General features: G+C 63.1%; 21 protein-coding genes and 1 pseudogene. 10 read left to right on the top strand and 12 right to left on the bottom strand.

Annotated elements, in window-relative coordinates; all coding sequences use genetic code 11:
• Nucleotides 1-344 precede the first annotated feature (344 nt).
• The 7 genes from NKJ76_RS29235 to NKJ76_RS29205 all read left to right on the top strand — a co-directional run bounded on the left by NKJ76_RS29235 (nucleotide 345) and on the right by NKJ76_RS29205 (nucleotide 7865).
• A complete protein-coding gene (locus NKJ76_RS29235) occupies nucleotides 345-1553 on the top strand; it encodes a septal ring lytic transglycosylase RlpA family protein (protein ID WP_031243576.1) in 1209 nt (402 codons plus the stop codon).
• A gap of 103 nt (nucleotides 1554-1656) precedes the next feature.
• Nucleotides 1657-2823 (top strand): D-alanyl-D-alanine carboxypeptidase family protein, encoded by a 1167-nt coding sequence (locus NKJ76_RS29230; protein WP_352538976.1) that lies wholly within the window; start codon nucleotides 1657-1659, stop codon nucleotides 2821-2823.
• A 72-nt stretch (nucleotides 2824-2895) separates the two neighbouring features.
• Nucleotides 2896-3570 (top strand): dTMP kinase, encoded by a 675-nt coding sequence (gene tmk / locus NKJ76_RS29225; protein ID WP_023668949.1) that lies wholly within the window; start codon nucleotides 2896-2898, stop codon nucleotides 3568-3570.
• Nucleotides 3567-4622 carry a DNA polymerase III subunit delta' gene (locus tag NKJ76_RS29220; protein WP_352538975.1) on the top strand — a complete coding sequence of 352 codons (1056 nt, stop codon included), beginning with the start codon at nucleotides 3567-3569 and terminating at the stop codon, nucleotides 4620-4622. The genes tmk and NKJ76_RS29220 overlap by 4 nt, the downstream gene beginning before the upstream one ends.
• A 91-nt stretch (nucleotides 4623-4713) precedes the next feature.
• Nucleotides 4714-6264: a methionine--tRNA ligase gene (gene metG / locus NKJ76_RS29215; protein WP_023668947.1), complete on the top strand. Its 1551-nt coding sequence runs from the start codon at nucleotides 4714-4716 to the stop codon at nucleotides 6262-6264.
• On the top strand, nucleotides 6264-7052 hold the full coding sequence (locus NKJ76_RS29210) for a TatD family hydrolase (protein WP_023682540.1): 789 nt from the start codon (nucleotides 6264-6266) through the stop codon (nucleotides 7050-7052). The genes metG and NKJ76_RS29210 overlap by 1 nt, the downstream gene beginning before the upstream one ends.
• A gap of 3 nt (nucleotides 7053-7055) precedes the next feature.
• Nucleotides 7056-7865 carry an MBL fold metallo-hydrolase gene (locus NKJ76_RS29205; RefSeq protein ID WP_352538974.1) on the top strand — a complete coding sequence of 270 codons (810 nt, stop codon included), beginning with the start codon at nucleotides 7056-7058 and terminating at the stop codon, nucleotides 7863-7865.
• 23 nt (nucleotides 7866-7888) lie between these two features.
• Here NKJ76_RS29205 and NKJ76_RS29200 read toward each other — a convergent pair whose 3' ends face one another.
• From NKJ76_RS29200 to NKJ76_RS29155, 10 genes and pseudogenes are all read right to left on the bottom strand, one after another.
• Nucleotides 7889-8650, bottom strand: coding sequence for a GNAT family N-acetyltransferase (locus NKJ76_RS29200; protein WP_352538973.1), 762 nt, complete (start codon nucleotides 8648-8650; stop codon nucleotides 7889-7891).
• A 340-nt stretch (nucleotides 8651-8990) separates the two neighbouring features.
• Nucleotides 8991-9320, bottom strand: a complete 330-nt coding sequence (locus NKJ76_RS29195; RefSeq protein ID WP_352538972.1) for a hypothetical protein — start codon at nucleotides 9318-9320, stop codon at nucleotides 8991-8993.
• Nucleotides 9317-10216: pseudogene (locus NKJ76_RS29190) on the bottom strand (translation factor GTPase family protein); the annotation flags it as partial. The pseudogene NKJ76_RS29190 and the gene NKJ76_RS29195, both read right to left, overlap by 4 nt.
• A 41-nt stretch (nucleotides 10217-10257) precedes the next feature.
• Nucleotides 10258-11178: an alpha/beta fold hydrolase gene (locus NKJ76_RS29185; RefSeq protein ID WP_352538979.1), complete on the bottom strand. Its 921-nt coding sequence runs from the start codon at nucleotides 11176-11178 to the stop codon at nucleotides 10258-10260.
• Nucleotides 11179-11230: 52 nt separating this feature from the next.
• A complete protein-coding gene (locus tag NKJ76_RS29180) occupies nucleotides 11231-12010 on the bottom strand; it encodes a DUF8605 domain-containing protein (RefSeq protein WP_352538978.1) in 780 nt (259 codons plus the stop codon).
• A gap of 107 nt (nucleotides 12011-12117) precedes the next feature.
• A complete protein-coding gene (locus NKJ76_RS29175; protein ID WP_023730628.1) occupies nucleotides 12118-12894 on the bottom strand; it encodes a pyrroline-5-carboxylate reductase in 777 nt (258 codons plus the stop codon).
• Nucleotides 12895-12917: 23 nt separating this feature from the next.
• Nucleotides 12918-13796 (bottom strand): aldose 1-epimerase family protein, encoded by an 879-nt coding sequence (locus tag NKJ76_RS29170; RefSeq protein WP_352538971.1) that lies wholly within the window; start codon nucleotides 13794-13796, stop codon nucleotides 12918-12920.
• A 174-nt stretch (nucleotides 13797-13970) separates the two neighbouring features.
• Nucleotides 13971-14687 (bottom strand): Bax inhibitor-1/YccA family protein, encoded by a 717-nt coding sequence (locus tag NKJ76_RS29165; protein ID WP_023710521.1) that lies wholly within the window; start codon nucleotides 14685-14687, stop codon nucleotides 13971-13973.
• 38 nt (nucleotides 14688-14725) lie between these two features.
• Nucleotides 14726-15502, bottom strand: coding sequence for an anti-sigma factor family protein (locus NKJ76_RS29160; protein ID WP_023805228.1), 777 nt, complete (start codon nucleotides 15500-15502; stop codon nucleotides 14726-14728).
• Nucleotides 15499-16032 (bottom strand): sigma-70 family RNA polymerase sigma factor, encoded by a 534-nt coding sequence (locus NKJ76_RS29155; RefSeq protein ID WP_023688465.1) that lies wholly within the window; start codon nucleotides 16030-16032, stop codon nucleotides 15499-15501. Before NKJ76_RS29155 ends, NKJ76_RS29160 begins: the two co-directional genes overlap by 4 nt.
• A gap of 175 nt (nucleotides 16033-16207) precedes the next feature.
• Between NKJ76_RS29155 and NKJ76_RS29150 the strand changes: the two genes are divergently transcribed.
• The 3 genes from NKJ76_RS29150 to mazG all read left to right on the top strand — a co-directional run bounded on the left by NKJ76_RS29150 (nucleotide 16208) and on the right by mazG (nucleotide 18864).
• Nucleotides 16208-16645, top strand: coding sequence for a DUF3592 domain-containing protein (locus tag NKJ76_RS29150; RefSeq protein WP_352538970.1), 438 nt, complete (start codon nucleotides 16208-16210; stop codon nucleotides 16643-16645).
• Between the two features lie 129 nt (nucleotides 16646-16774).
• On the top strand, nucleotides 16775-17959 hold the full coding sequence (locus NKJ76_RS29145) for an amino acid aminotransferase (RefSeq protein WP_023805229.1): 1185 nt from the start codon (nucleotides 16775-16777) through the stop codon (nucleotides 17957-17959).
• Between the two features lie 80 nt (nucleotides 17960-18039).
• Complete coding sequence (gene mazG / locus NKJ76_RS29140; RefSeq protein ID WP_023805230.1) at nucleotides 18040-18864, top strand: nucleoside triphosphate pyrophosphohydrolase; 825 nt, start codon at nucleotides 18040-18042, stop codon at nucleotides 18862-18864.
• Between the two features lie 6 nt (nucleotides 18865-18870).
• Here the strand turns inward: mazG and hflX are convergent, their stop codons facing one another.
• Both hflX and hfq read right to left on the bottom strand, forming a co-directional pair.
• Complete coding sequence (gene hflX / locus NKJ76_RS29135) at nucleotides 18871-20262, bottom strand: GTPase HflX (RefSeq protein ID WP_023738873.1); 1392 nt, start codon at nucleotides 20260-20262, stop codon at nucleotides 18871-18873.
• Entirely contained in the window at nucleotides 20263-20508 is a 246-nt protein-coding gene (hfq, locus tag NKJ76_RS29130; RefSeq protein ID WP_006202172.1) for an RNA chaperone Hfq, read from the bottom strand.
• Nucleotides 20509-20572 lie beyond the last annotated feature (64 nt).

Genomic DNA, 20572 nt, shown 5'->3' with positions numbered 1-20572 from the left:
TTTGACGGCAGCGCTGGCGGTCTTAACTTCAGTCTTGGTCATGGTGGCGTTCCTTCGCGGGAATCAGGTGACGTGAACAATCACCAGCCTGCCATGACCGCCCCCTCTCAGCGAATTTGCAGAACTCTCAGCACACTACCGTCTCGAACGCCTCTCCACAGGCCCGACCGACCCAAGAACTCCGCCACATTCCTGCCCGGTTCCGGACACAATCGATTAATACGCTGATAAACAATTCCTGCGCACAAGGGATGGGGATTGGCGCGTCGCAGGCATTGCTCATCTGGCTCCGCCGAAATTCTAGAAGCGGCGCCTGTGTCGAGACGGTAGGGACATCGGAAAACATGCAGACCACGACGCATCGGCGTCTTCGTCGCGCTCCTGCTTTGGTGTTGTGCGCTCTTTCGGCTGCGTTGCTGGCCGCGTGCGCGTCGCCGCAGTCCGAGCCGAAAGCCATGGTCTACAAGAAGCCTCGCTCGAAGGAATATTTTGCCGAGACCGAATACGGCGTGAAGGCCAGCCCGCGCGTTCAGTACATGCGGCGCGGCGGCGGCCGCGACCAGTTGGGCAAACCCTATCAGGTGCGCGGCAAGTGGTATTACCCCAAGGAAGACAAGCGCTACGCCAAGGTCGGTCTCGCCTCCTGGTATGGCGATGCCTTCCACGGTCGTCTCACAGCCAATGGCGAAGTCTACGACATGACCCATCTGACCGCGGCGCATCCGACCATGCCGCTGCCGAGCTATGCCCGTGTCACCAACACCGAGACCGGAAGCTCGGTCATCGTGCGCGTCAACGACCGCGGCCCCTATCACGAGGGACGCATCATCGATGTCTCGGAACGCGCCGCGCAAATGCTCGACTATGCCAAGGTCGGCACGGCCAGGGTCAAAGTGGAATATATCGGCCGCGCGCCGCTCGACGGCGACGACGACCAATATCTGGTCGCCTCCTATCGCCCGGGCAACAACCGCCCGGACCCGTCCGATGGCTTGCCGACCGGCGTCATGGTGGCGATGAACGGACCTTCGCCGAGCCTATCTGTTGGCGCACCACCTGCCGCAGTGCCGTTTCCTGGTCAGTTGACGAATTCCGACACACAGCCAGTGATGTCGATGCAGGCACCGGGCTCAAGCGATGTGACGCTGCCGGAATTCGGGCCGATCGTGCCTCAGCGCCCGGAATCGCCCTTTGCCGTGGCTTCGCTCTCCTATGCGGATGCACGCGTGCAGCGCGCCGACGTCTTTGCAGCACTCGATGACCAGGGCATGTCACCAGCCGACATCCTGCAATCGTGGAAGAAATCCAACCCGCAGGCGGCGCCTGCCGTTTCCGACTATGTCGCCGCCGGCTCCTTCGACGATGCCGCCGAGGCAAAGCGGGTGGCTGCGGCCCTAAAACCCTTCGGCAGGACGGAAATCCAGAGCACCGAGCTCGACGGCAATGACTGGTACGCGGTCAATCTCTATCCGGATGGCCACGGCAATGTCGACGACCTCTTGCGCGCGGCATGGTCGCATGGCGCGCCGGACGCGCTGGCTGTGCGCAACTGACCAACAAAGGCACGCCGGTTTTGTGATTGCGCGGTTGATCCGCCGGGAAGAAGCCTGATAGCGTTGCGGCAAGTTTCTGCCGGCTAACAGGTCGAGCCTCTTCATGCGATTTCGCCTTTTCCACCCTTTTGCCGGGCTTTTTGGCCTTGGCTTCTTGCTTGCCGCGCTGGTTCCGGCCAACGCGCAGCTTTTCGAGACCAAGGCCACGCAGGCTTTCATGATCGATGCCGAAACCGGCACGGTGCTGTTTTCCAAGGATGCCGACCAACCGATCCCGCCGGCCTCGATGGCCAAGCTGATGACCATGGAGATGGTCTTCAACGCCATCAAGTCGAAGCGCATGAGCCTCGACGACACCTTCGTGGTCTCGGAGAATGCCTGGCGCAAGGGCGGCGCCCCGTCGGGAACGTCGACCATGTTCGCCAAGCTTAAATCGGCGGTGCGGGTCGAGGACCTGATCCAGGGGGTCACCATACAGGCCGCCAATGACGGCTGCATGGTGCTGGCCGAAGGCATGGCCGGCTCGGAAGAGAATTTCGCCGCTCAGATGAACGATCGCGCGCGCCAGATCGGGCTGCCGAAATCGACATTTGTCAATTCCACCGGCCTGCCGGCCGACGGCCAGCAGACGACAGTGCGCGAACTGGCGCAGCTTGGCCTGCATATATGGCGCGAATATCCGGATCTCTATCTCTATTACGGCCGGGCCGATTTCACCTGGAACAAGATCTCGCAAAAGAACCGCAACCCGTTGCTGGCCATGGGCATCGGTGCCGATGGGCTGGCGGTCGGGTCGAGCGAGGCGGGCGGTTTCGGCATCGTCGGCTCGGTCAGCCATGACGGAACCAGGGTGTTCGCGGCGATGAGCGGATTGGCCAACGATCGCGAGCGCGCCGAGGAAGCGCGCAAGCTGCTTGAATGGGGCGTCCGCTCCTTCGAGAAGACCGAGATTTTCGCCAGCAACGAAGTGGTCGGCGAGGCCCAGGTGTTCGGCGGCGCCAAATCCAGCGTAGCGCTGAAGGCAAAGGCGCCGATCGACGTCCTGCTGCCGATCGCCAACCGCGACAAGCTGACCGCCAGGATCGTCTATCAGGGGCCGGTATCGGCGCCGGTGGAGGAGGGACAGCCCGTCGGCGCGCTGCGCGTCTGGATCGGCGACACGCTGAGCCAGGAAACACCGCTTTTCGCCGCCGAATCGGTTGGCGTCGGCACACTGCCGCAACGAGCGTTTGATGCCGCCAGGGAACTGGCCGTAGGCTGGCTGCGTTGAGTTCCTGCGGCGTGGACCTTTTCTCGGGCGCGGACTAAGACACCAGCGCAAAGCAGGACAAAGGCCTTTCGATTGGCAAGCGGATTTTTCATCACCTTCGAAGGCGGCGAGGGCGCCGGCAAGTCGACGCAGATCGAGCGGCTGGCCCAGAAGATGCGCGCCAAGAAATACGATGTCCTCCTCACCCGCGAACCCGGGGGGTCACCCGGCGCCGAGGCGGTCAGGCACGTGCTCCTGTCCGGCGCCGCCGAGCCTTTCGGGCCGAAGATGGAGGCGCTGCTGTTTGCCGCCGCACGCTCCGACCATGTCGAGCAGGTCATCCGGCCGGCGGTGGAGCGCGGCTCCATCGTGCTTTGCGACCGTTTCCTGGATTCGTCGCGCGTCTATCAGGGCGTCACCGGCGGCCTCGATCCGGCTTTCATGGAAGCTCTGGAGGAGGTCGCCATCAACGGCATGATGCCCGATATGACGCTCATCCTTGACATTGATCCCGCTGAGGGCTTGCGGCGCGCCGCCGCGCGGCGTGGCGCCGAGGACGGTCCGGACCGCTTCGAAAAGGAGACGCTGGACATCCACCAGCGCCGCCGTGACGCCTTCCTGGCGATCGCAGCCGCCGAGCCGGACCGCTGCATCGTGATCGACGCGTCGGCGCCTCCCGCTGCGGTGGAGGATGTCATCACCGCGGTGGTGTTCGCCGCACTTGAGGCGAGGGCGCCCGCGCGCAACCGACAGGCGGCGCCCGCATGATCTTCGAACGCATCGCTCCCGAGCAGCACGACACGCTGGACGGTGTACCGGAGCCGTCCGAGACGCTGCGCCTGGTCGGCCATGAGCAGGCGGCCGCGATGCTCGCTGCCGCCTATCGCTCGGGAAAACTGCCGCATGCGTTGATCTTTGCCGGGCCGGTCGGCATCGGCAAGGCGACGCTTGCCTTTCACCTGGCGCACCATCTGTTGAAGCATCCGGCCTTCGACCAGGCGCCCGACATGTTTGCCGTTCCCGATCCGGCCTCACCGCTGTTTCGCCAGATCGCCACCGGGGCGCATCCCGGCGTGCTGCACCTGACCCGGCCGCTGAACGACAAGACCAAGAGTTTCAAGACCGTCGTCACCGTCGACGAGATCCGCAAGGTCAACCGCTTCCTGTCGCTGACCTCGCATGACGGCAGCTACCGGGTGGTGATCGTCGATCCGGCCGACGACATGAACACCAACGCCGCCAATGCCTTGCTGAAGAACCTCGAGGAGCCGCCGAGCCGCACGCTGTTCATCCTCATCGTGCATGCGCCGGGCAGCCTTTTGCCGACCATCCGTTCGCGCTGCCAGATGGTGCGGCTGACGCCGCTCGATGCCGGCAGCCTGATGAGTGTTCTGGAGACCGTCGAGCCGCCGCCACCTTCCGATCCTGCCGCGCGCGCGGCACTGGCGGAACGGGCAGGGGGCAGCGCCCGCAATGCGATCCTTCTGACCCAATATGGCGGGCTGGAGATTGCCGGCACGCTCGACGCCCTGGTCACGTCGGGCAAGAGCGACATCGCCGGAGCCTATCGGCTTGCCGATGCCGTCGCCGGCCGCGACCAGGCGATCCAGTTCGACATCTTCAACCGCCGCGCGCTCGATCTGCTCTCCACTGGCGCCAGTGAAGCCGCGCTGGCCGGGGATCTCGCGCGGGCGAAAACGCTGTCCGACACTTGGCACGAGGCGCTGAACGCCATATCTGAGACCGATACCTACAATCTTGACAAGAAGCAGCACGCCTTGACCATGATCGACCGCCTGAATTCCGCAATGCGAATGTGACCGGTTTCGGCATTGGGTCGGGATGGCAATCGCCGTCTCGATGCGATATCCACCGCTCACACTCAATTCGGACATTCATGACGGTTCATTCATGTCACGCGACACATTCTACATCACGACACCGATTTTCTATCCGAACGGCAAGCCGCATATCGGCCACGCCTATACGGTCATTGCGACCGACGCGCTGGCCCGCTTCCAGCGCCTGGACGGCAAGGACGTGCTCTTCCTCACCGGCACTGACGAACACGGCCTCAAGATGCAGCAGACGGCCGAGAAGGAAGGCATAACGCCACTCGCGCTTGCCGACCGCAACTCGGCGATCTTCCGTTCGATGACAGAGGTCCTGGGCGGCTCGAATGATGATTACATCCGCACGACGGAACCACGCCACTACGAGTCGTGCCAGGCGATCTGGAAGGCGATGGCGGCCAATGGCGACATCTATCTCGACCGCTACAGTGGCTGGTATTCGGTCCGCCAGGAAGCCTATTTCGAAGAGAGCGAAACCACGCTCGGCGACGACGGCGTGCGCCGCGAGCCGCTTGGCTCGCCGGTCGAATGGAATGAGGAGGAAAGCTACTTCTTCAGGCTTTCCGCCTATCAGGACAAATTGCTTGCGCTGTACGAAAGCCAGCCCGATTTCGTCGGTCCGGCCGAGCGCCGAAATGAGGTGATGAGCTTCGTCAGGTCCGGCCTCAAGGACATCTCGGTCTCGCGCACGACCTTCAATTGGGGCGTGCCGGTGCCCGGCGACGACAAGCATGTGATGTATGTCTGGGTCGATGCCTTGACCAACTACATCACCGCTGCCGGCTATCCCGACACCAAGGCCGAGCAATGGCGCTACTGGCCGGCCACGCACATTATCGGCAAGGACATCGTCCGCTTCCATGCCGTCTACTGGCCGGCTTTCCTGATGTCGGCCGGCATCGAACTGCCGAAGCGCGTCTTCGCGCATGGCTTCCTGTTCAACCGCGGCGAGAAAATGTCGAAGTCGGTCGGCAATGTCGTAGACCCCTTCACCATGGTCGAGCATTACGGCCTCGACCAGGTGCGCTATTTCTTCTTGCGTGAGGTGCCATTCGGCCAGGACGGCAGCTACAGCCATGACGCGATCGTCAACCGCACAAATGCCGATCTCGCCAACGGTCTCGGCAATCTGGCGCAGCGCTCGCTGTCGATGATCGCCAAGAACTGCGGCGGCGTGGTGCCGCATCGCGGCGAGCTGACCGAAGCCGACAGCGCGATCCTCGACCAGGCGGTGGAAGCGCTGGGTACCGCGCGCCAGGCGATGGCGGAACAGGGCATCCATCTCGCGTTGGCGGCGATCTTCGGCGTTGTGGCGGAAGCGGATCGCTACTTCGCCTCGCAGGCGCCCTGGGCGCTGAAGAAGACCGATCCGGCGCGCATGGAAACAGTGCTGTGGACGACCGCCGAACTGGTGCGGCGCGTGGCATTGCTGTGCCAGCCCTACATTCCGGGGTCGGCCGGCAAGCTGCTGGACCTGCTGGCGGTACCGGCGGACAAGCGTGACTTCGCGCATGTCCATGCCGACTATGCGCTGGTGCCCGGCACGGCGCTGCCCGCGCCGGAGGGCGTGTTTCCGCGTTATGTCGAAAACCCTGAGGCGAGCGCCTGATGCTCGTCGACAGCCATTGCCATCTCGACTTTCCGGATTTCGCCGAGGAGCGGGCGGCCATCGTCGCCCGCGCAAAGGCTGCCGGTATAGGTCACATGGTGACCATCTCGACACGCGTGAAGCGGTTTGCGCAAGTGCTTGAGATTGCCGAGAGTTTCGACGAAATCTATTGCTCGGTCGGCACCCATCCTCACAATGCCGGCGAAGAGCTGGATGTGACGGCTGAGGACCTTGTGCGCCTGTCCGCGCACCCGAAGGTAGTGGCGATCGGCGAGGCCGGGCTCGACTATTTTTACGACAAGGCGCCACGCGATGCGCAGGCGCAGGGTTTTCGCACTCATATAGCAGCCGTGCGCGAGACCGGGCTGCCGCTGGTGATCCATTCGCGCGATGCCGATGACGACATGGCTGCCATCCTCGAAGACGAAACAGGGAAGGGCGCCTTCCCCTTCATCCTGCATTGTTTTTCGTCGGGGCGACGGCTGGCAGAGGTCGGCGTGGCGCTTGGCGGCTATGTGTCCTTCTCGGGCATACTGACCTTCAAGAACTCCGCCGATTTACGCGCCATCGCAGCCGATGTGCCGCATGACCGGCTGCTGGTCGAGACCGACGCGCCGTATCTGGCGCCGGTGCCGTTCCGCGGCAAACGCAACGAGCCGGCCTATGTCGCGCATACAGCCAAGGTGCTGGCGGAGACGGTCGGCGTTGGCGAAGCCGAGATCGCGACGCTGACGACGGCGAACTTCTTCCGGCTGTTCGGCAAGATGCCGCGGCCCGCCGGGCTCTGACGCATGAGCGACCGGCTGCGCCTCACCATCCTCGGCTGCGGCTCGTCACCTGGCACGCCGCGCATCACCGGCGATTGGGGCAATTGCGACCCGGCCAATCCGAAAAACCGGCGTACACGCTCAGCCGCGCTCGTCGAGCGGATAGCAGCCAACGGCGCCAGAACCACGGTCGTCATCGACACCGGGCCTGATTTCCGTGAGCAGATGCTGATGGCGGCCGTCCGGCGCATCGACGCCGTCGTCTATACGCATCCGCACGCCGACCACATCCACGGCATCGACGATCTACGCGGCTACGTGCTGGAGCATCGCCATTTGATCGATGTCCATGCCGACCAGCCGACCATGCTCAGGCTGCGCGAAGCGTTCGGCTATTGCTTCGAGACGCCGTTTGGCAGTTCCTATCCGCCGATCGTCAGGCCGCACATCATCGATCACGCAAGGGCGGTGACGATTGAAGGCGAGGGCGGTACCCTCACCCTCGAGCCGCTGCCGCAGATCCATGGCGACATCATTTCGCTCGGCTTCCGCATCGGCGGGCTGGCCTACTGCCCCGATATAAGCGACTTCCCGGATGCCACCGCCGAGCGGCTGCGCGGCCTGGAAATGCTGGTCATCGATGCCTTGCAGTACCATACCCATCCCAGTCATCTGTCGCTCGGTCAGGCGCTTGGCTGGATTGAAAAACTGGCGCCGAAACAGGCCGTGCTGACGCATATGCATGTGCCGCTCGACTATGCCACGGTGAAGGCCGAGGTGCCGGCCAACGTCACTCCGGCCTATGACGGCATGGTGATCGAAATTCCTTTATGAGACAGCATGATACGAGCAGATCTTTATAAGGACGTTCGGTTCTTCGGCGCGAAGATCAGCAGCGTTCCAATCCGCTCATAGCCCATGAGGGGATAAAGCAGCGCTCCGGCACGCGTCGCCAACAGCATCGAGCACCGCGACCCATGCGCTTTGTCGTCATGCAGCATCTTGGCCATCAGCGCCTGGCCGATGCCTCGACGCCGGTGCGAAGGCTCGACAAACATTGCCGAGCACCATGTGGCGCCGACGGCGTCTATGCTGCGCACACGCCCGACGATGGCGTCGCCATCGAGCGCCACATACTGGCGAAACGGCGCATCGTCGCCGAGTTGATCGTCTGGAAGTGGCCGCCTGCGTATGACCTTTCCCAGTTGTGCAGCGCGTTCAGCCGTCCTCACGCGTTCGATAGAGACGATTGCTGGCGGGTCTGGAATTTGGCGCAGCGACTGGACGAAAAAGCCTTCCGTCCGCAGCAGCCGGTAGCCGAGCGCCTTGTAGGCCGTTCGCGTTGGTTCGTCCGGGCCGTCATTCGCGATCACGACCGAAACGGCAAAGCTTGGCCGCGCATGCTGCCGCACGATGGCATCGGCTTCCTCGGCGGCGACGTCATGGACGATCCATTCTTCGCCACGGTAGTCGCGTGCATTCTTGCGCTCGGCATCGCGCATCAGCCACAAGGGTCCGACGCGGCTGGCCTCGTAGGGAAAGGAACGGCTCTTATCGGTACTGAAGCCGTGCACGAACACTTCGATCGCCGCTTCGATGTCACGCGTTGCTGTCGTCATCGACACAGCGTAGCGTTGGCCATCGGCTCAAGGCAACACGCGTCGATCATGCCAAACCCGTGAAAATCGCAGCAATTTCCAGCTTCAGTCTAATGCACAAGTTCCATAATCTATCTTATGCGACTTTCATATGTGGCTGCTGCTTCCATTAGGGGCGTGCCAATATACGCCCTGCTGACTGAGATGCGGGCTGGCGGCTCTGATTGCTTGGCGGGAGGAACGTTGACGAAGCAGTGGCGAAATGAGTTGGCGTGGTCTTCATTTCTCAAGGGATGGCGCCTTTCGCAAAGGCCTCGACTTCCTGCTCGACCGGCCCGCGCCGGGATAACGAACAGGAGCGTCATCCCGAAAAGCTTTCCAGGAGGCCGCTGAAGGCTGCTGCGATTGCAACAAGATGGAAGACGCCAAGGGCCAGCCATCTGGAGCCGCCGGCGCCCGCAACAAATGCCCCATAGGCAGGAAACTGCAGCGCAGCCAATCCGATGGAAAGGCTGGTGATCGTTGTGTTGGTCAAAAGCGTTGCCAGCATGGGGACCGGATAGAGAAGTCGCGCCAGCACATAGTCGCCATGCCCGGCCCCGGCCGAATAGAGCGCCAGGAAAAAGGCGACGGGCGTGATGCCGAGGCCGACAAGGAACCCTGCCCGCGAGGAGAATTTTGGCGACGTCATCTGGCCATGGCCATGGCGGCCGGTGGGTCGCCGCCGGGTGGCAGTGGTACGGGAGCGTATCCGGAATAGTCGGCGCGCAGGCGTGCCAGTCCGTTCGAACAGGACCGGAGCGCATCCTCCAGCATGAACATGTTCGCGAGCGGCATTGTCGCTTTGACAACGACGACCACGCCGCTGATTTCCCGACTCCGGATCAGGCCCCGGCGGCTGTGCAGTTCGGCGATGATTTTGTCGACATAGGCCGCCGACGTGTTCACCTCGACTTGCATGATCGGCTCGAAGAGCTGCACGCCCAGCTTGGGAGCGGCTTCACGGAAGCAGGCTCGGCCGGCGATCTCGAAAGTCAGGGGCGAGGAATCAGTATCGTGATACGCGCCGTCGATCAGCGTTGCCTTCACGCCAAGCATCGGGAAGCCAGCAAACGGGCCTGAAGACAGAATGTTCCGCAGCCCCTTTTCGACGCCCGCAACATATTCGTTCGGAAGCGCACCGTCGGCGACCTTGGACCCGAAGACGAAGTCCCAGCTACCGCCATTCGGCTCGAACGCAATCTTGACGCGGGCGAACTGACCCGTACCACCGGACTGCTTCTTGTGCGTGTAGTCCTGCTCGTGCTTACGGGTGATCGTCTCGCGATACGCTACCTTGGGCGCGCCGACATTCACCTCAATGCGAGACTCGCGGCGCAGGTGGTCGATGACTATGTCGAGGTGGAGTTCGTCCCTGCCGGCGACGATCGTCTGGCCCGATTCCGCATCCTGCTTGACGTGCAACCAGGGATCCTCGTCCGCCAGCTTCGACAAGGCAGTAGCTAGCTTCTCCTGATCCGCCCGCGACTTCGGCTCGATCGCGATTTGCAGCAGAGGCCAGGGCGCGGCAGACTTTTCCATCATGACGCCATGGTTGCAGATCGATCCGATGACCGCAACGGAGGGGTCTACGCCCGGCCGGCCGCCCTGCCCGTCCCTTTCGCTTCCTGACTGTGGACGCGCGCCAGAAAATCGCGCACCAGCGGAAGCGCCTCATCGAAATGGGTTTCGAGCAACCAGTGGCCGGCGCCGCCGATGAGATGACGTTCTGCTTCCGGCAAATCGCGCTGGTAGGCATGCGCCGATTGCGCCGGCATGTAACCATCCTCGGGACCCCAAACGATGAGCGTCGGAGGTTGGTGCTCGCGCAGAAAGCTCTGATAGCGGGGGAACCAGCCGAGGTTCGCCTCCAACTTCTCCATCAGGTTGACCGCGAGCCGCCGGCGGATCGGCGTGTCCATCAAAGGCCAGTGGAGTTTCCAAAGATCGGGAGGCACGCGCTCGGCTACAGCGTCATCCACCTCTCCGACAAACTCGTGCCGGAAGCCCTCCTCGCTTACCGCCTCTTCCAACGGCCGATGCTTTTCGGGCGTCTTCTCATTCCAATAGGCTTTTATGGCGGCGTATTTCGGCCCGAGAACGTCCTCGTAGATGTCACCGTTCTGGATAATGAGTGCGGCGATGCGCTCGGGATGTGCGATGGCGTGGCGCAGTCCGATCTGAGAGCCATAATCGTGCAGCCAGAGCGCATAGCGCGACGTGCCGAGCGCATCGGCGAAAGCTGTCAGAAACCCGGCATAGGCATCGAAATCATAGCCAAAGTCCGACGTTTCGGGCGTGCCGCTGTAGCCAAAGCCGGGAAAGTCCGGCGCGAATGTATGCCAGCGATCGGCAAGTGCCGGCATCAACCTTCGGAATTGATAGGACGAGCACGGATAGCCGTGCGGCAGCAGGAGGACGGGAGCATCAGGCGGGCCGTCTTCGCGATAGAAGATGCTGTTTCCGTCAACGTCGATCCGGCGATGTTGCAATTCTACCTCCTTGCTCAAAGCTTGCCCGCCACTTTGTTTACGGCGCTCCGGCAAGAAGGTTCCCTTGAAGTCAGGGCGTGACGGCTTCCGGCTCTCCATTGCCCGACAGGATCTGCAGCGTTCCGCGCGTGGCGTTGCGGAACGCATCGTCGAAACTGACGCCACGTACCTGCCAGCGATAGTCCTTATCCTTGAAGCTGAGCCGCCAGTCGCCGACCCAACCCAGCGCTTCCTGGCGCCATGCCAAAGTGCCGGCAAGCAGGGCATCGCCATCCAGCGTGTTGGCCACGTCGGCGAGCGCGACGTCGGACGGCCGAGGCAACTCCAGCGGCAAGCCGGTCCGGTGCGCCGCGTCCGCCAGCGCAACGCGCATATCCGCCGCAAGCTCGCCGCCGCCATCGCGCACCAGCGTGAAGCCGTCGCCTTTCATCGGCCTTACATCCAGCAGTGCGACGATTTTTGGCCGCGGCACCGCCCACGGTTTGCGCCCGAGCGACGCCAGCAAGGCATCGATCTTGTCCGGGTCGAAATCGGCGGTGATGTAATGCGGCCGGTCGTGGGTGCCCTGCTCGTAATGCGGTGGGCGGTTGTTGAGCAGGTCGCGGTAGCCGACACCAGTGACATAGTCGGCCGCGTGCCGGCTCATGTCCGCAACACGCGGGTCGCCGATCAGCCGCGGGTCGCCGGAAACCTTGACCAGCACCTCTTCAAGGCACGGCGCCAGGCCCCACGCCCGGTTCTCCTCGCCAGTGCCGCTGGTCACCGATTGCGCGCGGTAGAGGCTGGCGGCGCGGTCGATGTCGGCGGCAGCGACCGGAAAGACAATCAGCACAGCCAGCGCCGCTGCCACAAAGCCCAATTTCAAGCATCCAGGCACCCGACGACCCTCCCGAAACGGTCCGGAACATCCGTTGGAGCCATACTCCTGATCATCAGGGAATTTCAAGGTACCGCCCATCAAGGCGTATCGCCGACGATGCGCCGGTGTACGCCGTCCAGGCTCTCGGTGAGCGCCTCGAACACGTTTTGCGCCGTCAGTTCGCGAAGAACCTGTTCGTTGATGCCGCCGCGCGTCGCATAGTCCTGCGCCAGATTCATGAAGTCGGCATCCGGCGACATATCAGGAGCGCTTCCCAAGGCTTTGAAAAGCGAGGCGATGTAATCGCGCCCCTTCCCTTCCTCCACGCCATTCCTCTTGAGCCAGCTGTTGATCGTATCGAGATATCTGAAGTAGCTGGCATAGGTTGCGGTGGCCACGCTCAACGCGTTGAATTCGGCTGAGTTCTCGACCTCGATCGCTTTCCCCAGATTGCCGAACAAGGCAGCGACAGTGGCATCCGGCGGGCAGATGATCGTTGCCCCCAGCCGGTGGGCAATCATCGGCATGGGCAGCGCTTTCGTCACCTGGTGCGCTGGTGCGGTCAAGCCGGCAATCTCCTCGCGCGGCAGCGTGGCGATCAAGCTGATGAGGTGATGCTCGCGCCGAAACCGCAAACCCGGCAGGACGTCATGCGCAATTTGCGGCCGGACAGCCAGCATGACTAGGTCGCATTGATCGAGAACCGCCTGATTGTCATCAGCGATACGCACATCCGGATAACGGGCTGCCAGCTCCGCGGCGATCTCTTCATTGCGCGGCGACAGCAGCACGGAGACGGAGTTATCCGCGACGGATTTGAGCCCGCTGACAATGGCCGCTGTAAGGGCACCCGTGCCGATGAAGCCAAGTTTCATCGCGCCTGTCTCTGGTTCATCGGTCACAGCGGCGCATGGTCGAGCCGTACCTGATAGCTCAGCACGCGCTTTTCACCGGGCGCGATCAGCATCACGCCCGGCTTGTCCGCGAACTCGCCTTCGAAATCCACGGGGCTGGCAAGCCCGTGCCAGGGTTCAATGCACAGGAACGGAGCGCCGCCCGGCTTCGACCAGATGCCCAATTCCTTAAAACCCTGCCACGACATCTCGATCGCCGCACCGTTCGCGGTGGCATAGCGCACGCTGGTGCTGGCCGGCCGGTCGAGGATCACGGCGTCTGCCTCGAACAGCTGTTCGGAAAGCGCCAGCGTTTTGCCTTCGATGGGCGTCGGCCGCGGTGCAGCCAGCACCAGGCCATCCTTCAGCCGGCGGATCGGCGCCGGCTCGTCCTGGGCAAAGGTCAGGTGGTAGTCGGTCTTGGCGAGCCCCGGCTGCAATGGCCAATTGAAAGCCGGATGTGCACCGATGGAGGCTGGCAGCGTCTCGTCGCCGGTGTTGGCAATCTCGAAGCTCACACCAAGTTCCCGACGCTCGAGCGTATAGGTGATGGCAAGGCGAAAGGCGAACGGATAGCGCGTGCGTGTATCGGCATCGTCGGTCAACACCAGCGTGCAGGATCGGGGGCTCGCGTCAGCCCACACAAATGGCTTGTCGCGGGCAAATCCGTGCTGCGTCAGGGCATAGACCTGGCCCCGATGGCGGAGCTGGTCGCCCGCCAGCCGGCCGACGATCGGAAACAGCACCGGCGAATGCCGCCGCCATTCCGGCCCGGCCTGCCACAAAAACTCCAGACCCTCGGCATTGCGCAAGGAGATGAGCTCGGCCCCCTGCCCGACAATGGTTGCCGAGATGCCGTCGCCGTGAAGCGTCACTTGTTCCATGCGTTCTCGCGGAAAGCTGCGTGCGAGCGGCAGGTTAGCAAAAGCCCGCATGGACTCAAGGGCGCAGCGACATCGCGCTGATAGAGGAGCGATGTCTCCACGCCAAAACGACAGTGGCCGGAGATTCTCCTCCGGCCACTGCGAGATCGAGATTGATGCCTTGCTACGGTTCGACTATTCGCGCTCGCCGGTGAAATTCAGCAACAGCTGGAAGATGTTGACGAAGTTCAGGTACAGTGACAGCGCGCCGAAAACGGCAAGCTTCTGCTGCGATTCCGCGTCGAAATTCTCCGCATACTGTTCCTTGATCGTCTGCGTGTCCCAGGCGGTCAGGCCGACAAAGACGGCAATGCCGATCACCGAGATGGCGAACTGCAGCGCGGTCGAGCCAAGGAAGATGTTGACGACGCTGGCGATCACCACACCGATCAGGCCCATGATCAGGAAGGACGAGAACTGGGTCAGGTCGCGCTTGGTCGTGTAGCCGTAGAGGCTGGTGGCGCCGAACATGGTAGCGGTGATGAAGAAGGTGCGCGCGATGCTGGTGCCTGTGAAGACCAGGAACACCGAAGCCAGCGACAGGCCCATCACCGCGCAGAAGGCCCAGAACATCAACTGGGCGCTCGCCGCCGACATCGTCTGCATCTTGAACGAGAACAGCAACACGAAGGCGAGCGGCGCCAGCATCACCACCCATTTCAGCGGGCTGGAAAAGATCGGCACGTAGAGGGCCGGCGTCGAAGCGACCACCATGGCGACGATGCCGGTGACGACGAGGCCAATGCCCATATAGTTATAGACGCGCAGCATGTGGCTGCGCAGGCCCTCGTCATAGACGGCGCCGGCGCGCGCGCCAGTGCCCATGCGGTATCCGAGGTCAGGGGTATTCATGCGGGTTCTCCTTATGTGGTCTCAGTAAAGCGTCTTGATCAGTAAAGTGTCTTGGCAAGCGTCTCGGCGGCGCGGTCGAGGTCGTGGACATCGCTGCGCGCGACGACCGCGTACGCGACCTCGCCGATCTGGAAATAGGCAGAGGAGATGTCGCCCGATGGCGCGATGGCAGGCTTGACGACGTCGAAGGTTCCAGGCCGGATCGCAAACAGCGAGACCAGCCCCATATCCTTCGTCTCCAGCGCCACTTCGACGCTCGGCCCGAAGCGCGACGGATAGATCTGCACGTCGCGAACCTTCCAGTCCTTGGGCAGCGATGGCATGACGATTGCGGTGGCGGCGCGGATTTCGTCGCCATTGTAGTTGGGCGCCTCCAACTGCGAGGGCATCGCCTCGCGCATGAGCGTCGTCTTGTGCGCCCGGATCGCTTCTTCGACATAGGCGGGCGGCGGCGGCGAAGCCACAACCTTGGTCACCAGCAGCGGCCCGAAGAGGCCGTTCGCCAGCCAGCCGGCAGCGACAAAGATGGCGACCGCCGCCGCCCGCTGCAGCACGGCGAAGACGCGGCGACTGGCCAGCCCCCTGCCCAGCCGGCGCGCGACTTCAGTCGTCGCGGGCCGCGCCATTCCTGTGGATGCGGCCAGCGCCAGACGCAGCTCGTCGCGCGTCCTCAAATCGGACATCACCCGGGCCGCTGCCTCCGGACGAGCCGACAGGAACGCCTCGACCTCAATGCGGCGCGCGACATCCAGCTGGTCGTCGACATAAGAATCGAGATCGGTATCGGTCACCGGGTCCCGCAACAGGTCGGTCATGACGGGTCTCCCACGATCCTCAGATGGCTTTTGGCCGGCGAAGGTGCAGCGTTTTCCATCTCGCGCAGTGCTGCGCGCGCCCTGCCGATGCGCGACATCAGCGTGCCCAGCGGCACCCCGCTGGCGTCGGCGGCCTGCTGGTAGGAAAGGCCCTCGATGGCGACCAGATGCAGCGCCGAACGCTGCTCCTCCGGCAGACTGAAAAAGGCCTCGCGCACCTGCGCCAGGCGCACGGAATGTTCCTGAGGCGCCGGCGTGCTGGCATCGGTGAGATAGCCGGCCTGCTCGACACGCGCTGCTTCCGACCGGCGCGAGCGCATCTTGTCGATGAAAGCGTTGTGGACGATCGACAGCAACCATGCCCGCAGATTGCCGCCCGAGCGGAATGTGTCGCGCCGCTCGTAGGCGCGCACCAGCGCATCGTGCACCAGATCCTCGGCGTCCGTGCCGTCGCGCGTCAGCGAGCGTGCGTAGCGCCTGAGCGAACCCAGCTGTCCGACAATATCGAAGCGTGGCATCGACCGTTTCATGCCCCGTTTACGAAACAGGCGGGGATCTTAATCCATCGCCACCAAAACTTTTTTGCGTCGCCACAATAGGCATCATGCAATCAGAAGTCCGCTGCGCACTTACCCATCTCCCGTGCGGCAGATGTTTGCTTTATGGATGAAGTCTAGCCTTATCCGTCTGTCCCAGGAGCAAAAGATGGCCAATGGTAGTCGTGTAACGGGTTTTGCAGCGTTGCCGATCGTCGGCAGGGTGTTCATCATCTTTGGCATTGTCGGACTGATCGCTTCCGGCGTGCTGGCCATCGTCGAGATGTACGGCCCTCGTACCGCTTCGGCGACAGGCAGGATTGTCGCCGCCGAATACAATCCCCGCATCGAGTTCTCGACCGCCGACGGCACCGTTATCCGCTTCAACAATGCCGTCCACAGCTCGTTCTGGGGTGATGGCGACAGCGTCCCTGTCGCTTACGACCCAACCAATCCGCAAAATGCCTCCGTCGACAGCTTCGCCGGACGCTGGTTCCTTGCCGGGCTGGCCGGCATGCTCGGCGGTTTCTCCCTGCTGACCGGCACCGGTCTCGCCGTGATTGGACGGGTGCTTATCCGGCGGATTGGAATGAACCCGTCGCCATAGCCGCCGACCCCTGCCGTACAGACAAAGCTTGGCGTAGCGGTCCAGTACGCTAGCGGACTGGCGCAGATGGAAGCACTGGCGAAACGCGGCCGCTTTGCGTATTACTCCGCCGCCATTGGAGCCGTATTGATGTTCGAGACCCTGCAACCTGCCCCGGCTGACAAGATCATCGCCTTGATCGGCCTCTATCGCGCCGATCCGCGCCCCGGCAAGATCGATCTCGGCGTCGGCGTCTACAAGGACCGCGACGGCAGGACGCCGGTCATGCGCGCCCTGCGCGAGGCCGAGAAGCGGTTGCTGCAGGACCAGGACACCAAGACCTATCTCGGCCTTGCCGGCGACACCGGCTTCAACACGGCGATGGTCAAGCTGGCCTTCGGCCCCGCTGCCGACATGACGCGCATCCGCGCCGCGCAAGCGCCTGGCGGTTCCGGCGCGCTGCGGCTGGTGGCGGAGCTGTTGAAGCGGACCCGCCCCGACGCAACCGTCTGGCTGTCGGACCCGACATGGCCGAACCACCCGCCGGTGATGCGCGGGGCCGGCCTCAAGGTGCGCGATTATCCCTATTTCGATGCCGTTTCCGGCGCGGTGCGCTTCGACGAGATGCTGGCAACGCTTGGCGCAGCCGAGCCCGGCGATATCGTGCTGCTGCATGGCTGCTGCCATAACCCGACCGGCGCCAATCTCGATATCGCGCAATGGGCCAGCGTCACCGATCTTGTCGTCGAGCGCGGGCTGTTGCCCTTTGTCGACATTGCCTATCAGGGCTTTGGCGAAGGCCTGGACGCCGATGCGGCCGGCTTGCGCCTTCTCGCGGGCAAGGTGCCTGAAATGGTCGTTGCCTCGAGCTGCTCGAAGAACTTTGCCGTCTACCGCGACCGCGTCGGCGCGGCGATGATCCTGGCGAAGGATGGTGCGCAAGCCGATGTGGCGATGAGCCAGATGCTGGCGGCGGCGCGCGCCATGTATTCGATGCCGCCGGACCATGGCGCCGCCGCCGTGCGCATGGTGCTGGAAGATGATGGCCTTCGCGCCGACTGGGAGGCGGAGCTGGAGGAGATGCGGCTGCGCATGCTGAGGATGCGCGTCCAGTTCGCCGACGCGCTGCGCCGGCAGTCCAACTCCGACCGCTTCGACTTCATCGCCAGCCATCGCGGCATGTTTTCCAGGCTTGGCCTGACCGAGGCGCAAGTCGAGCGGCTGCGTGCCGAGTATGGCATCTACATGGTCGGGGACAGCCGCATCAACGTTGCCGGCCTGCCCGAGGACGGCATGGATGACCTCGCCAAGGCGGTTGTGTCGGTACTCGGCTGATACGGCTGAGCTGTGGACAAGGTCAGGCCGCCAGCTGACAGCGTTGGCCGCACGACAGGCAGCGGGATAGCATTCGCCGCATGAAACCTTCGCGCGACATTTCCCGGCTGATCGAGATCATGGCGGCGCTCAGGGCGCCGAAGACCGGCTGTCCCTGGGACATCGAGCAGGATTTCTCGACCATCGCACCCTATACGATCGAGGAAGCCTACGAGGTGGCGGACGCCATTGCGCGCGGCGATCTCGACGATCTGCGCGACGAATTAGGCGATCTCCTGCTGCAGGTCGTCTACCACGCGCAGATGGCTGAGGAAGCCGGCGATTTTGCCTTCGGTGATGTGGTCGAGGCCATCACCACCAAGATGATCCGGCGCCATCCGCATGTCTTCGGCGACGAGAAGGCGCGCAGCGCCGGCATGGCAAAGGGCATGTGGGAAAAGATCAAGGCTGAGGAAAAAGCCGAAAAGCGAAGTGCGCGCCTCGCCCGCGGCCTCGACCCCGAGGACAATGGCAAGGGTTTCCTGGACAGCGTGCCCGTCGCCCTGCCCGCTTTGACTCGTGCGCTGAAGCTGCAGGAAAAGGCAGCACGTGTCGGTTTCGACTGGAGCGAGGCAGCCCCCATCCTCGACAAGATCGAGGAAGAGATCGGCGAACTGCGCGAGGCGCTGGCCAAGGGCGAAACCGCTGAGATCAAGGACGAATTCGGCGACATGCTGTTTGCCGTCGTCAATCTGGGGCGTCACCTCAAGCTCGATTCGGAAGCGGCGCTCAGCGGCACCAACGAAAAGTTCCGCTCGCGCTTCCACTATGTCGAGCGCGCGATCGATGCGTCGGGAAGCACGCTCGAAAAAGCCACGCTGGACGAAATGGAAGCGCTCTGGCAGCAGGCCAAGAGCGCGAAATAATCAGGCTTACTGCCTGTTTTTGCGGTGCAATCGGCTTTCGATCTCATGCCGCGCGCTGTGCGTGGCCTTGAGTGCAATGGTTGCGCTGCCATCCTCATTGTCTACCCGCGAAACGACGTCGCCATTGCGGTAGAGCCAGTCGACAAGGCCGAACTGCGCCGGTTCGATCGTCACCGTCAATTCCTCGAGTTCGCCCGACATCCTGGTCTCGATCAGCGCCTTCAGCGCATCGATGCCTTCGCCGGTGACGGCCGAGATGGCGATCGGCGGCGCCTTGTTGGCGTCAGTGCCGTCGGCAAGCAGACGCTCGCGGTTGCCGTCGTCGAGCAGGTCGACCTTGTTCCACACTTCGACGACGCGCTTGGCATCGCCGGCATCGACGCCGAGATCGGCGAGAATGCGCTCGACGTCCTCGGCTTGCGCTGCGGTATCCGGATCCGAAATATCGCGCAGGTGGATGACCAGATCGGCCTCGACGACCTCTTCCAGCGTGGCGCGGAAGGCGGCGACCAGATGCGTCGGCAGGTCCGAAATGAAGCCGACTGTGTCCGACAGGATGATCGGCGTGCCGTGCGGCAGGCGCACGCGGCGCAGCGTCGGGTCGAGCGTGGCAAACAGCATGTCTTCGGCCAGCACGTCGGCCCCGGTCAGCCGGTTGAACAGCGTCGACTTGCCGGCATTGGTGTAGCCGACGATCGCCACCACCGGGAACGGCACCTTCTTGCGCTTGGCCCGGTGCAGGTCGCGGGTGCGGCGCACCGTTTCCAGCTCATGCTTGAGCTTGATGATTTTTTCCTGCAGCTGCCGCCGGTCCGATTCGATCTGGGTTTCGCCGGGGCCGCCGAGGAAGCCGGCTCCGCCGCGCTGGCGTTCAAGGTGGGTCCAGCTCCGCACCAGGCGGCCCTTCTGGTAGTTGAGATGGGCAAGTTCGACCTGCAGCGTGCCCTCCTTGGTCCGCGCGCGCTCGCCAAAAATCTCCAGGATCAATCCGGTGCGGTCGAGCACCTTGGCATTCATTTCTTTTTCGAGATTGCGCTGCTGCACCGGCGTCAGCGGATGGTCGACGATGACCACCTCCGCGTGACCCTCTTTGACGATCTCGGCGAATTCCGCGACCTTGCCGCTGCCGAGCAAGGTTGCCGGGCGTGGATCGTTGACGGTGACCACCGCCGTGTGGATCAGATCCAGGTTGATGGCGCGGGCAAGGCCGACCGCTTCGTCGTGGCGCGCATCCGCCGAACGCGTCAGCCGTGGACGGTTCGTTTCGTCATCGTTGCGCTGATGCCGGGTAAGCACCGGCACAATGACAACCGCCCGGGTCGGACCTGTGGCTTCCGTCCCGGAATTATGTGCTGGTTTCCCGCGGACGCCGCGGTCCGCGTCTTTTTCACGTGCCAATCAGGCGCCCTGGCTTTCCTCGCCATCGAACATCTGAACCGGCTGGCTCGGCATGATCGTGGAAATGGCATGCTTGTAGACGAGCTGGGAGTGGCCGTCACGGCGCAGCAGAACACAAAAATTGTCGAAGGAAGTGACCACGCCGGTCAGCTTGACGCCGTTGATGAGAAAGATGGTGAGTGGATTTTTGCTCTTGCGAACAGAATTCAGGAACAGGTCCTGAAGGTTTTGCGATCGTTCCGCCATTGTTCTTGTCTTTCGCCGATCCCCTTCGGTTTGCAGGCTAATGCGCCAAATTAGCGGGCACATG

It is taken from the genome of Mesorhizobium sp. M0029, from assembly GCF_040323735.1.
Classification (GTDB): Bacteria; Pseudomonadota; Alphaproteobacteria; order Rhizobiales; family Rhizobiaceae; genus Mesorhizobium.
The sequence above is the reverse complement of the archived record's forward strand: the minus strand, read 5'-3'. Positions and strand labels throughout refer to the sequence as shown.

Excerpts from the sequence above, each read along its gene's own strand:
- NKJ76_RS29235 (WP_031243576.1), top strand. The coding sequence starts at position 345 with ATGCAGACCACGACGCATCGGCGTCTTCGTCGCGCTCCTGCTTTGGTG.
- NKJ76_RS29230 (WP_352538976.1), top strand. The coding sequence starts at position 1,657 with ATGCGATTTCGCCTTTTCCACCCTTTTGCCGGGCTTTTTGGCCTTGGC.
- NKJ76_RS29220 (WP_352538975.1), top strand. The coding sequence starts at position 3,567 with ATGATCTTCGAACGCATCGCTCCCGAGCAGCACGACACGCTGGACGGT.
- metG (WP_023668947.1), top strand. The coding sequence starts at position 4,714 with ATGTCACGCGACACATTCTACATCACGACACCGATTTTCTATCCGAAC.
- NKJ76_RS29210 (WP_023682540.1), top strand. The coding sequence starts at position 6,264 with ATGCTCGTCGACAGCCATTGCCATCTCGACTTTCCGGATTTCGCCGAG.
- NKJ76_RS29205 (WP_352538974.1), top strand. The coding sequence starts at position 7,056 with ATGAGCGACCGGCTGCGCCTCACCATCCTCGGCTGCGGCTCGTCACCT.
- NKJ76_RS29200 (WP_352538973.1), bottom strand. The coding sequence starts at position 8,650 with ATGACGACAGCAACGCGTGACATCGAAGCGGCGATCGAAGTGTTCGTG.
- NKJ76_RS29195 (WP_352538972.1), bottom strand. The coding sequence starts at position 9,320 with ATGACGTCGCCAAAATTCTCCTCGCGGGCAGGGTTCCTTGTCGGCCTC.
- NKJ76_RS29175 (WP_023730628.1), bottom strand. The coding sequence starts at position 12,894 with ATGAAACTTGGCTTCATCGGCACGGGTGCCCTTACAGCGGCCATTGTC.
- NKJ76_RS29170 (WP_352538971.1), bottom strand. The coding sequence starts at position 13,796 with ATGGAACAAGTGACGCTTCACGGCGACGGCATCTCGGCAACCATTGTC.
- NKJ76_RS29165 (WP_023710521.1), bottom strand. The coding sequence starts at position 14,687 with ATGAATACCCCTGACCTCGGATACCGCATGGGCACTGGCGCGCGCGCC.
- NKJ76_RS29160 (WP_023805228.1), bottom strand. The coding sequence starts at position 15,502 with ATGACCGACCTGTTGCGGGACCCGGTGACCGATACCGATCTCGATTCT.
- NKJ76_RS29155 (WP_023688465.1), bottom strand. The coding sequence starts at position 16,032 with ATGAAACGGTCGATGCCACGCTTCGATATTGTCGGACAGCTGGGTTCG.
- NKJ76_RS29150 (WP_352538970.1), top strand. The coding sequence starts at position 16,208 with ATGGCCAATGGTAGTCGTGTAACGGGTTTTGCAGCGTTGCCGATCGTC.
- NKJ76_RS29145 (WP_023805229.1), top strand. The coding sequence starts at position 16,775 with ATGTTCGAGACCCTGCAACCTGCCCCGGCTGACAAGATCATCGCCTTG.
- mazG (WP_023805230.1), top strand. The coding sequence starts at position 18,040 with ATGAAACCTTCGCGCGACATTTCCCGGCTGATCGAGATCATGGCGGCG.
- hfq (WP_006202172.1), bottom strand. The coding sequence starts at position 20,508 with ATGGCGGAACGATCGCAAAACCTTCAGGACCTGTTCCTGAATTCTGTT.